This is a genomic window from Aeromonas piscicola (assembly GCF_000820005.1).
In the GTDB taxonomy this organism is placed as follows: Bacteria; Pseudomonadota; Gammaproteobacteria; order Enterobacterales; family Aeromonadaceae; genus Aeromonas; species Aeromonas piscicola.
In genome coordinates, this window is record NZ_CDBL01000047.1 from 1 (window position 1) to 11,450 (window position 11,450).

Annotated in this window: 12 protein-coding genes; 8 read left to right on the plus strand and 4 right to left on the minus strand. The window is 59.2% G+C overall.

Translation table 11 applies throughout. The features are described from left to right. The coding region (locus BN1128_RS10285) for a KpsF/GutQ family sugar-phosphate isomerase (RefSeq protein ID WP_042868371.1) at window positions 1-537 on the minus strand (537 nt) is incomplete at its 3' end. A 207-nt stretch (window positions 538-744) separates the two neighbouring features. Here BN1128_RS10285 and mlaF point away from each other — a divergent pair. Genes mlaF through murA form a run of 7 tightly spaced genes read left to right on the plus strand, consistent with a single transcriptional unit; the run spans window position 745 to window position 5,264 of the window. Beyond that, the gene (gene mlaF, locus BN1128_RS10290; protein ID WP_042868351.1) at window positions 745-1,545 is read left to right on the plus strand and encodes a phospholipid ABC transporter ATP-binding protein MlaF; all 801 of its coding nucleotides are present in this window, start codon (window positions 745-747) and stop codon (window positions 1,543-1,545) included. Further along, a complete protein-coding gene (gene mlaE, locus BN1128_RS10295; protein WP_042868353.1) occupies window positions 1,545-2,324 on the plus strand; it encodes a lipid asymmetry maintenance ABC transporter permease subunit MlaE in 780 nt (259 codons plus the stop codon). Before mlaF ends, mlaE begins: the two co-directional genes overlap by 1 nt. 7 nt (window positions 2,325-2,331) lie before the next feature. Next, a complete protein-coding gene (mlaD, locus tag BN1128_RS10300) occupies window positions 2,332-2,823 on the plus strand; it encodes an outer membrane lipid asymmetry maintenance protein MlaD (RefSeq protein ID WP_042868355.1) in 492 nt (163 codons plus the stop codon). Between the two features lie 9 nt (window positions 2,824-2,832). Beyond that, the gene (gene mlaC / locus BN1128_RS10305; protein WP_042868357.1) at window positions 2,833-3,465 is read left to right on the plus strand and encodes a phospholipid-binding protein MlaC; all 633 of its coding nucleotides are present in this window, start codon (window positions 2,833-2,835) and stop codon (window positions 3,463-3,465) included. Further along, the gene (locus tag BN1128_RS10310; RefSeq protein ID WP_042868359.1) at window positions 3,462-3,734 is read left to right on the plus strand and encodes an STAS domain-containing protein; all 273 of its coding nucleotides are present in this window, start codon (window positions 3,462-3,464) and stop codon (window positions 3,732-3,734) included. Before mlaC ends, BN1128_RS10310 begins: the two co-directional genes overlap by 4 nt. Continuing rightward, window positions 3,734-3,991, plus strand: a complete 258-nt coding sequence (gene ibaG / locus BN1128_RS10315) for a BolA family iron metabolism protein IbaG (RefSeq protein ID WP_005306001.1) — start codon at window positions 3,734-3,736, stop codon at window positions 3,989-3,991. The genes BN1128_RS10310 and ibaG overlap by 1 nt, the downstream gene beginning before the upstream one ends. Before the next feature lie 16 nt (window positions 3,992-4,007). Beyond that, window positions 4,008-5,264: a UDP-N-acetylglucosamine 1-carboxyvinyltransferase gene (murA, locus tag BN1128_RS10320; protein ID WP_042868361.1), complete on the plus strand. Its 1,257-nt coding sequence runs from the start codon at window positions 4,008-4,010 to the stop codon at window positions 5,262-5,264. A gap of 91 nt (window positions 5,265-5,355) precedes the next feature. Here murA and pmbA read toward each other — a convergent pair whose 3' ends face one another. Then, entirely contained in the window at window positions 5,356-6,699 is a 1,344-nt protein-coding gene (gene pmbA / locus BN1128_RS10325) for a metalloprotease PmbA (RefSeq protein WP_042868363.1), read from the minus strand. 113 nt (window positions 6,700-6,812) lie between these two features. Between pmbA and yjgA the strand changes: the two genes are divergently transcribed. Beyond that, window positions 6,813-7,337 (plus strand): ribosome biogenesis factor YjgA, encoded by a 525-nt coding sequence (yjgA, locus tag BN1128_RS10330; protein ID WP_042868365.1) that lies wholly within the window; start codon window positions 6,813-6,815, stop codon window positions 7,335-7,337. An 88-nt stretch (window positions 7,338-7,425) separates the two neighbouring features. Here yjgA and BN1128_RS10335 read toward each other — a convergent pair whose 3' ends face one another. Together BN1128_RS10335 and tmaR are read right to left on the minus strand one after the other, a co-directional pair. Next, entirely contained in the window at window positions 7,426-10,509 is a 3,084-nt protein-coding gene (locus tag BN1128_RS10335; protein WP_042868367.1) for a transglycosylase domain-containing protein, read from the minus strand. A 219-nt stretch (window positions 10,510-10,728) separates the two neighbouring features. Further along, the gene (gene tmaR, locus BN1128_RS10340; protein WP_042868369.1) at window positions 10,729-11,046 is read right to left on the minus strand and encodes a PTS system regulator TmaR; all 318 of its coding nucleotides are present in this window, start codon (window positions 11,044-11,046) and stop codon (window positions 10,729-10,731) included. Window positions 11,047-11,450 lie beyond the last annotated feature (404 nt).

The following is an 11,450-nucleotide window of genomic DNA, read 5'->3' on the forward strand; positions in this document are numbered from 1 at the left end:
GGCAACCGCCAGTGCGTCTCCCATCACCAGAGTGGCCGTGGTGCTGGAGGTGGGCGCCAGCCCGAGCGGGCACGCCTCCTTCTCGACCCGCACGCACAGGTGCACGTTCGCTTCCTTGGCCATGGTGGAGGCGGGGTTGCCCGTCATGCAGATCAACTGGATGCCACGGCGCTTGAGCACCGGCAGCAGGGCCAGGATCTCGTCACTCTCGCCCGAGTTGGAGATGGCAATGATGAGATCGCCGCTGGAGATCATCCCCAGATCCCCGTGACTGGCTTCGCCAGGGTGCAGGAAGAAGGCGGGGGTGCCGGTGCTGGCCAGGGTGGCAGCAATCTTGCTCCCGACATGACCTGACTTGCCCATGCCGGTGACCACTATCTTGCCACTGCAGCGCAGCACCAGGTTGCATGCCTGATCGAAGGCATCATTCAGGTACTGATAGAGTCCATCAATCGCTTGTTTTTCAATGTCCAGCACGGTACGGGCGCTGCGACGAAAATCGAACAGTTCAGACACTTTTTCAGGCTTTACAGACATAAAGACACAGCTCCGGGCGGAAATTTGCTGCGGGATTATAAAAAAGTCTGTCGAGATAAGCGAATCGGATACTTCTCGGTCCTAAAAGAGAGACAATTGGTTACACAAAACTGTCGCGCTTTTGGGAAGGCAGGCTGTTCAATAGTTGTTCCTTGCTGTTGCTTAGACCTAGACTAGCCCATAAAATTCGCTCTTCATTTACACCGGATGGACAATTGTTTGAACAATGACCTTATCACCATCTCCGATCTGACCTTCAGTCACGGAGATCGGCTGTTATACGACGGGATCAACCTGACCATTCCCCGTGGCAAGGTCACTGCGGTCATGGGCCCGAGCGGCATCGGCAAGACCACCTTGCTGCGGCTGATCGGTGGCCAGCTCAAGCCTGAGTCCGGTCATATCCTGTTTGACGGGGAAGATATCCCCACCCTCTCCCGCTCCCGCCTGTACGAGGTGCGCAAGCGGATGAGCATGCTGTTCCAGAGCGGCGCCCTGTTTACCGGCATGACGGTCTACGACAACGTGGCCTTCCCGCTGCGGGAGCACTCAGGCCTGCCGGACGAGCTGATCCACACCATCGTCATGATGAAGTTGCAGGCGGTCGGTCTGCGTGGCGCAGCGAAACTGATGCCGTCCGAACTCTCCGGTGGCATGGCCCGCCGCGCGGCGCTGGCCAGATCCATAGCGCTGGATCCGGACCTCATCATGTATGACGAGCCGTTCGTCGGCCAGGATCCCATCACAATGGCGGTGCTGGTCAAGCTGATAAAGGAGCTGAACGGTGCCCTCGGCATCACCTCCGTCATCGTCACCCACGACGTGAAAGAGGTGCTGAGCATAGCCGACTACGCCTATATCATCGCCAACCGCAAGGTGGTGGCACACGGCACGCCGGATCAGCTGCGCGAGGAGCACAATCCCGAAGTCGAGCAGTTCCTCAAAGGATTGCCCGACGGTCCTGTTCCGTTCCATTTTCCGGCAGGCGACCTGCTACAGGATCTGTGATGTTGATAAGCCAAGTAAGCAAGCTGGGCCGGGTCGGAGTGCGTTTCATCAGCTCCATCGGCCGAGCCACCATAATGCTGTTTCATGCGCTGGCGGGCAAACCCGAGCCGCGCAAACACTTCCCCCTGCTGCTTCAGCAGCTGTATGTGGTGGGCGTGCAGTCCGTTGCCATCATATTGGTGTCAGGTCTCTTCATCGGCATGGTGCTCTCGTTGCAGGGTTACAACGTATTGAAAGACTTCGGCGCCGAGCAGAGCCTGGGCCCGCTGGTCTCCCTCTCCCTGTTGCGGGAATTGGGCCCGGTCGTGACGGCGCTGCTGTTTGCCGGCCGTGCCGGGTCTGCCCTCACCGCCGAGATAGGTCTGATGAAGGCAACAGAACAGCTCTCCAGCCTGGAGATGATGGCGGTAGACCCGCTCCGCCGGGTGGTGGCTCCCCGCTTCTGGGCCGGGGTCATCAGCATGCCGCTGCTGGCCTTCATGTTCAGCCTGATAGGCATCTTCGGCGGCAAGCTGGTCGGTGTGGATTGGCTGGGTGTGGACGAAGGGGGCTTCTGGTCCGCCATGCAGGCCTCAGTCGACTGGCAGGATGACATCATGCAAGGGGCGATCAAGAGTGTGATCTTCGCACTGGTTGTCACCTGGATCGCGCTCTTTAACGGTTATGATGCCAAGCCGACCTCGGCCGGGATCAGTCAGGCCACGACCCGTACCGTGGTCCACTCCTCCCTGGCCGTGCTCGGCCTGGATTTTATACTCACCGCAGTCATGTTTGGATAAGGTAAAGATGAAGTTCAGCAAAGTAGAATTCCTGGTTGGCGCCTTCATGCTGGCCGGCATCGGTGCCATTCTGGCCTTGGCACTGCAAGTAGCAGGTTTGAGTTTCAAACCGGAAGGAGAAACCTATACCCTGCGCGCCCATTTCGATAATATCGGCGGCCTGAAAGTACGTTCACCGGTCAAGGTCGGTGGCGTCGTCGTCGGCCGGGTCAGCGACATCACCCTGGATACCAAGAGCCAGGTGCCAGTTGTCTCCCTGCAGATGCAGAAGAGTGCCGGCGAGTTTTCTGAAACCAGCACCCTCTCCATCCTGACCTCCGGCCTGCTCGGTGAGCAGTACATAGGCCTGATGCCGGGTTTCACCGACGAGGAGATGGGGACCAGCATGCTCAAGGATGGCGACATGATTGAAGACACCAAATCCGCCATTGTGCTGGAAGACCTGATTGGCAAGTTCCTCTACAGCCAGTCTTCCGACACCAAGTCAGACAGCAAGTAAGGAGTAACCATGTTCAAGAAGATCGCCCTGCTGCTGGGCCTGATGACCAGCATGCTGTTTTCCCTGGTCGCTCACGCCACCGATGCCACCGATCCCTATGCCCTGGTGGACGAAGCGGCCAAGCAGACCTTTGCCCGCCTGAAGGCGGACAAGTCCCAGGTGAAGAGCAACCCGGATCACCTGCGGGTCATCATACGTGAAGAGCTGCTGCCCTACGTGGACAACCGCTTCGCCGCCTACAAGGTGCTCGGCAACCAGATCAAGCAGACCACCCCGGCCCAGCGTGACGCCTTCGTCGAGGTATTCACCGAGTACATGGTGAGCTCCTACGCCGATGCGCTGGCGCACTTCGACAAGCAGACCGTCAAGGTCGAGCCGGGCAAGGCGCCGGGTGACAGCAACATTACGGCCGTCAACGTCAGCGTGAAAGAGACCGGCAAGCCGGACATCTTCCTCGAGTTCAAGCTGCGCAAGAACAACAAGACCGGCGAATGGAAAGCCTTCGACATGGTCGCCGAAGGGATCAGCCTGCTCTCTGCCAAGCAGAACGAGCTGGGTGGCCTCATTCGCCAGAACGGCATAGATGCGGTGATCGCCCAGCTGCGCGCCCACAATGCCAAGCCGCTGGTCATCAAGTCATGAGACTGAGCGGCGAGCTGCAGGCACCCCAGGTCGTTGAGCTGTGGCAACGCCGCGCCGACTGGTGGCAGGAAGATCGGCTCGAACTGGGCGAAGTCACCACGTTGGACTCCGCAGGACTGGCCCTGCTGGTCAAATGGGCCAAAGCCGCACTGGCACGAGGCGCCACACCGCAACTGGTGGGCGCCTCCACTGATTTTTATACCCTGGCCAACCTGTACGGGGTGGCCGGACTGTTTCAGTCAACCCCGCTCACAACTGAGGACGCATAATGCAAGTCTCTGAAATTGAAGCGATACTCCTCGAGGCTCTGCCATTGTCCGAAGTCCATGTCAAAGGGGACGGTAGTCACTACCAAGTGATCGCCGTCGGTGACATGTTTGACGGTATGAGCCGGGTCAAGAAGCAGCAGGCCATCTATGCCCCGCTGATGGACAAGATCGCCAGCAACGCCATTCACGCCCTCTCCATCAAGGCCTTTACCGATGCCGAGTGGAAACGCGAACGTAAATTCCTACTGCCCTCCTGATTTGGTATCTAAGTAAATGGACAAATTTAAAATTGATGGTCGTTGTACTCTCAACGGCGAAGTGACCATCTCTGGCGCCAAAAACGCCGCCCTGCCTATCCTGTTTGCCACCCTGCTGTGTGATGAGGAGATACACCTCTCCAACGTGCCGCGCCTGAAAGACGTGGGTACCACCATCAAGCTGCTGGAGATGCTGGGCGCCACCACCAAGGTCAACGGCAACGTGACCGTACTGACCGGTGCGGTGAACAACCACGTCGCCCCCTACGAGCTGGTGAAGACAATGCGTGCCTCCATCCTGGCGCTGGGCCCGCTGGCCGCCCGTTTCGGTGCTGCCGACGTCTCCCTGCCCGGCGGCTGCGCCATCGGTGCCCGTCCGGTGAACCTGCACGTCCACGGCCTGGAGCTGATGGGCGCCAAGATCACCATCGAAGATGGTTACATCAAGGCCCGCGTCGACGGTCGTCTGAAAGGTGCCCACATCCTGATGGACATGGTTTCCGTCACAGGAACCGAGAACCTGATGATGGCTGCCACCCTGGCCGACGGTCGCACCGTGATCGAAAACGCCGCGCGCGAGCCGGAAGTGGTCGATCTGGCCCACTTCCTCAATGCGCTGGGTGCCAAGATCCAGGGCGCGGGCACCGATACCCTGACCATCGACGGTGTCGAGCGTCTGCACGGGGGCAGCTACAGCGTGCAACCTGACCGCATCGAAACCGGTACCTTCCTGGTGGGTGCAGCGGTTACCGGCGGCAAGATCACCTGCCGCAAGACAGATCCCTCCCTGCTGGAAGCCGTGCTGGTCAAGCTGGAAGAGGCGGGTGCACTGATCGAGAAGGGCGCTGACTGGATCAGCCTCGACATGACGGGCCGTACCCTCAAGCCGGTCACCATCAAGACGGCCCCTTACCCGGCCTTCCCGACCGACATGCAGGCACAGTTCACCGTGCTGAACGCCGTCGCCAAGGGCACCGGCATGGTCACAGAGACCATCTTCGAGAATCGCTTCATGCATGTACCGGAACTGGTACGGATGGGCGCAGACATCGAACTGCAGGGCAACGTGGCCATCTGCCGTGACACAGAACAACTCAAGGGTGCCCAGGTGATGGCAACCGACCTGCGCGCCTCCGCCAGCCTGGTGCTGGCCGGCTTCGTGGCCGAAGGCTCCACCATAGTCGATCGCATCTATCACATCGACCGTGGCTACGAAGACATAGAGCACAAGCTGCAGGCCCTGGGTGGCCGCATCGAGCGCATCAAGGGCTGATCGCCCCTGATCGCAGGCTGATAAAAAGGCCCCCTCGCGTTGGCGAGGGGGCCTTTTTCATTGCATCAGTTAAGCGCGAGCCAAAAAGGGATCAATGGCCCGCCAGCTTCATGTTTTCGACCAGCACAGAGCCGGTCTTGAGGCTGGAGCGCTCATCTTCGTCGCTGCCCACCGCCACTATATGGCTGAACATCCCAGTCAGATTGCCGGCGATGGTGATCTCTTCGACCGGGTAGGCTATTTCGCCATTCTCGACCCAGAAGCCGGCAGCGCCGCGGGAGTAGTCGCCATTGACGATGTTGACCCCCTGCCCCATCAGCTCGGTCACCAGCAGGCCGGTGCCCAACTCCTTGAGCATCTCCTGGAAATTCTGACCCGTGCTGGAGACTTGCCAGTTGTGGATGCCACCGGCATGACCCGTGGTGGTCAGTCCCAGCTTGCGGGCCGAATAGGAGGTGAGCAGCCAGCTCATCAGCTCGCCGTTGCGCACTATGTCCATGTCGCGGGTACGCACCCCTTCCCCATCGAACGGCGTGCTGGCCAGCCCGCCCAGCAGGTGGGGGAACTCCTGAATGGTGAGCCACTCGGGCAGGATCTGCTTGCCCAGCTTGTCCAGCAGGAAGCTCGACTTGCGATAGAGGTTGCCACCGCTGATGGCCATCACCAGATGGCCCCACAGGCCGGCAGCCGTGTCGGGGTGAAACAGCACGGGAGCGTGGCGGGTGGAGATCTTGCGAGCGCCAAGGCGGGAGACGGTGCGTTCCACCGCCTCGTCGGCGATGCGCTGCGGGCTCCAGAGCCCGGCCAGATCGCGGCTGGAGGAGTAGCCGTAATCCCGCTGCATGTCGCCATCCTGCTCGCCGATCAGCACACAGCTCAGGGAGTTGCGTGACGCCGCATAGCCTTTGACGAAGCCGTGGCTGTTGCCATAGACCTTGATACCGAGGTGGCTGGAGAAACCAGCCCCGTCGGAATGCTTGATGCGGGCGTCGCGACCGAGCGCTAGTCGCTCGCACTCGATGGCCAGCTCGATGCCGCGCTGGGGATCCAGTTCGATTTGGTGGCACAGCTGCAGATCGGGGGCATCCCAGGCCAGCAGGTCGGCATCAGCCAAGCCGGCACAGTCATCGGGCGAGGTGTGGCGGGCTATCTCCATGGCCGCTTCGACGGCGGCGCGGATGGCCGGCTTGCCCAGATCGGTAGTCGAGGAGGATCCCTTACAGCCATCGCGATAAACGGCGATGCCAAGGGCACCATCCTTGTTGAATTCGATACTTTCCAGTTCACAACCGCGGGTGTTCACCGACAACCCTGTCTGCTTGCTGATGGAGACTTCGGCCAGCGAGGCACCCAGTCCCTTGGCTATCTCCAGTGCCTCGGCAACGACGGCCTCGAGATGGGCTTGATCCTGGCGAATTTGGTCTTGCTGATCCATAACTCACATCTGTATGAAGGAAGGAAAGGGGGCTAAGCATATCAGACCCCTGCGCCCAGCGGGAGAAGCTGGTAACATATCCACCAACGTGAATGACAGGAATCAAGAGACCGATGAGTCAATATCAAGACGACAACGAGTTGGAAGACTGGGGCCCCAGCAAGACCCAGCTCAAGCGCGATGCGGAAGTGCTGCAGAAGCTGGGCGCGGAGATAGTCTCCCTGAGCCACAGCGAGCTGGAAAAAATCCCGTTGGATGAAGAGCTTGCAGATGCTGTCGAGCTGGGCCGCAAACTAAAACCCAAGAAGGATGAGTCCTTCCGTCGCCATTTGCAGTTCATCGGCCGTCTGATGCGCAGCCGTGATATCGAACCGATTGAAGAAGCGCTCTCCATCATCAAGAACCGCCACTCCACCGTGAATGCCCGCCTGCATCGTCTGGAGCAGTGGCGTGAGCGCCTGATCACCGAAGGTGACAGCGCCTTGAACGAGCTGATGTCCCAGTTTCATGAGCTGGACCGCCAGAAGCTGCGTCAGCTGATCCGTTCCGCCAACAAGGAACGGGAACTGAACAAGCCGCCTGTCGCCTATCGCGAAATGTACCAGTACCTGCGCGGTGAAATCGAAAACCTACTGTAAGTGGTGGCTCACGCCGCATGGCGAGCAGCAATCGACACAGCGTAAAACGGGGCCATATTGGCCCCGTTTTTTTATGCAGCTCGACGCACTAGTTGCCCGCGAGGCACTGGGTATGGGTACCGGGTTGCAGATAAGGCATCAGCAGTGGCGCCATCCCCTTGAGCACCTGCACCGGCAGGGCAGAGGTGAAGCGGAACTTGTCTGACTGGCTGCCCGGCACATAGGCGGTCAGGGTACCGAAGTGATCCTCCCCCAGATAGAAGACGAAGGTCGCGGTCCGGTTGCGTGCCAACGAGCTGGTCACGTTGCCATAACGGCCGACCGTTTCGATCCGGTTGTCACCCGTGCCCGTCTTGCCCCCCATCGGCAAGACAGTACCATCCGGCAGGGCAAAGGCGCCGGCTATGCGTCTGGCCGTTCCCCCTTCCACCACCTTCGACAGCGCATTGCGCAACGCGGTCGCCACCTCGGCCGGCAGCACTCGGGTGCCTTCGGTATGGAGCGGTTCAAACGCTGTCTCGAACGGCGTGCCCTTGGCGAACGAGAGGTGCTCGATACGCAGGGTCGGTGCACGAATGCCACCGTTCTGGATGATCCCCATCAGCTCGGCCAGTGCTGCGGGTCTGTCCCCCGAGCTGCCCAGGGCCGTCGCCAGCGAGGGGACTAGGTGATCGAACGGGTAGCCCAGTCTGGCCCAGCGTTGGTGAATATCGAGGAAAGCCTCGACCTCCAGCATGGTGCGGATACGGCTGTCCCTGGCACTGCGGTGACGGGTCTTGAACAGCCAGCTGTACACCTCTTGGCGCTCATCACGGCTGGCTTCGACCGCATCGGCAAAGGTCGCCTTGTCAAACTCCTTGAGGTAGGAGAGCAGCCACAGCTCCAGCGGGTGAACCCGGGCTATGTAGCCCTGATCCGGCAGCGAATACTTGCCGGGGCCATAGCTGGTATAGAGCTGCTCTATCCGCCTGTCGCTCAGCTTGTCACGCGGCAGCCGCTTCGCCAGGAAGGCGGCAAAGGTCTCCTGCGAGGCATCCGGCATCAGGTAGCGATGCACGGCGGCAAGCCGCACGGCGCTGGGCTTGAGGCCATCCAGGAAGGTGTCGAGCTGCTCATCTGCAGTCTTGCCGCGATACTTGCGCCAGAAGCGCAGCAGATAGGTCTGGCCCTCTTTATCGGCGAACTTGGCCAGATACTCGGTACGACGCGGATCCTTGTCATCCTTGAGCAGCTGGGCACGGTTGCCCTCCCGATACAGGCTGTAGCGCACTATGTCGCGCATCAGCCGCACGAATGGCAAGTTGATGGACTCGCGCAGCGCGTCACGGATCGCCGGAATGCGACCGTTATCCTCACGGCGGAAGTTGTTGAAGGTATGCATGCCGCCACCGGTGAAGAAACCTTCGCTCGGGCTGGCGGAGTACTTGCGATCCAGCGCAGCCTCCAGCATAAGCGGCAGGCTCTTGTCCTTGGCAGTCATCAGATAGGAGACGGCCCAGCGGCTGATGTTGTCCTGATTCGATACCTCGATCTTGCGCAGACTCTCTGCAGACATGTCCGCATAGCTGTCGTGCAGCTCGGATACTATCTCCAGATAAGTGGTCAATACCCGCAACTTGGCGGTGGACCCCAGCTCCAGCTTGCTGCCCTCGTTGATATCGAACGGCTGATCCGTGTTGTCAGTCTGCACCCGTACCTTGAAGCCTTCCGGCGACTTCTCGAACAGGGTGAAGCTGTATTTCACGTCCCCCGTCTTCTCCGGCGAGAGCAGGCGCTCACCAAACAGACCAACCTGGGCTGCGATGGCGGGATCCGCCAACTGCTGCAGGTAGCGGGAAATCTCATTTTGCAGTGGCATGTTGAGGCTGGTGTCAGCGGTCAGATCCATCCGGTCCAGATCATACAACTGCACCCCGAGCTGGCGACTGAGACGGGTACGCGCGACCTGCAAACCCTTGTTGTTGTTAACCTTGGTCATCGCAGGGGACTGCAGGAAGTCGCGGAAACCTATCTTGGCCTTGAGAGCGGCCTCCATCAATGGCGGCGTGATCATCCCCTCCTGCACGAACAGGCGCAGATAACTGTCGGTCAGGGTCGCCAGTGCATCACGCCCCTGTGCCAGATAGTAGGAGGGGCGACGGTGGGCAATCATCAGCGAGACTACCTGACGCAAGGCGAGTCCTTGCTCTGCAAGTGGTGCATCCTGGTTGCGGGCCGGATCCAGCAGACGATTGACCTCGTCCACATTGGCACCAAACCAGACCCAGAGGCCATCACCCAAGCCATGCACCTCACCATAACCCGGAGCGGCGGAGAGCGGAACCGAGTTGAGGTAGGCCCAGGCTACCAGCTTGCGCGCCTCCAGCGTCTTGGGGCCCAGCCGATAGGCGCGCACGCTGGCCGAGGCCATCTGGCGGATCTTCTCGGTGGGAGAGAGCGTCAGACCGTCCGGTGAGTGGCGATACTTCTCGACCTGAGTGGCCAGGGTGCTGCCGCCGGCGGACTGATCCTGCATATCCAGCGCCTTGCCGACCTGGGACATGGCCGCCTTGGCAAAACGGGGCCAATCCACCGCCGGGTTAGCCAGCGGTTGCTCGTTGCTCAGCAGATCACGGTTCTCAATGAACAGCAGCGACTGTATGACCAGCGGCGGGATGGAGGCAAAATCCGGATAATAGTGGGTCGGATACTTGAACTGATAGAAGGGCTCGGCCCGGCAGTCATGCAACGTCAGCCCGGCCTGTACCTTCTCGGTATAGGGAACGAAGAAGCCACGACTGGCGTAGTCATAGAGTGCATCGGAAAAATGCACCTGCTCGCTGACCTGATAACCCCGTTGCAGCAAGCGCTCCTGCATCATGGGCAGCAGCACGTAGCCGAGCCGCTTGTCAAAAGGGCCATCATCGGGGAAGGCTATCTGTTTGCTGGGGCCCTGCTCGACCTGATAGGTCAGCTTGGCAGCATAGCGGGAGATCTCCTGCGACTGCAGCCTGGATGTCTGCATTTCATAGCCAACCAGGGCGATCACAGCAGCCAGGCACAGCAAAAAGAGAAAACAGAACAACCAGCGCCACCAGGGACGACGTTTGCGCGTGTATTTGCCGTCCGCGCGTGGGACGGATGAATCCTGAGATGCCACTTTGTTCAAATCCGTCTGTTCTGATGCGCCCATATCAGCCCCACCATGGTTGCGCAATTTATTGTGTTTCACTCAAGCTTAGTCTTTTCAAGTCAATGGCTTGAAAACTATTGACCGCTTTGTAGTGATGGTAACAGGGCGATTATAAAAAGGGGAGCCGATTGTTGCAGCGCGCGAAGAGATCCGAGCTGATGGCGGAAAACAAAACACCGGCCAAAAGCCGGTGTTTTCAGGTCGCAGCTAAGCTGGTCTCTACTTGCTGGAGCTCATGGCCTTGAGCTTTGAGCTCAAATCTTTACGCTCTTTGGACAGCTCGGCATTCTTGATGATGTGATCGTCAACGCGCTCTTCATAGTCGGTACGCATGTTGGCGATGATGGCCTGGACCTCATCTATGCTCATACCCGGCTTGATGTAGTCGCTCAGGTTGTCGAGCAGCAGTACCCGCTTCTGGTTATCACGGATCTTCTTCTCGTTGTCGGCGATCTCGCGCTTGAGTTTGTTCTGGCGACGGGACATACGCACATATTCCAATACATCGCTGAAGGTGGACTTGTTTACTTGTTCCATATCGATACCACTGACTTAAGGTTGATAAAAGCAGGCCAAGTTACACCCGTACCAGCGAGAAAAGAAAGAGAGGGTACCGGCAAACTCAAGATGCCCTTTACTCTACCGAGTTATGAAGCAGATACAACCCTAATTGCAGGCTTGGCGCCGGGTTTCGGCAGCAGAGCATCGAGTGGAGAACCAAACAGACAGGCCACCATGAGGTAGCAATTATCACATCAGCAAGCAAGGGGCCGAAGGGTCTTGCTGTTTGAGCAAAGGCAATATGAAACAGCTGGTTATGGGGTAATAAGAGACAAAATATGACCAGAATTGCACAAAATAGCTGCTGAGATGCCAATTTCAGGCAATAAAAAACCCCGCTCGATGAGCAGGGTTTTTCGTGTTGGGTGCCTGGCAGTGTC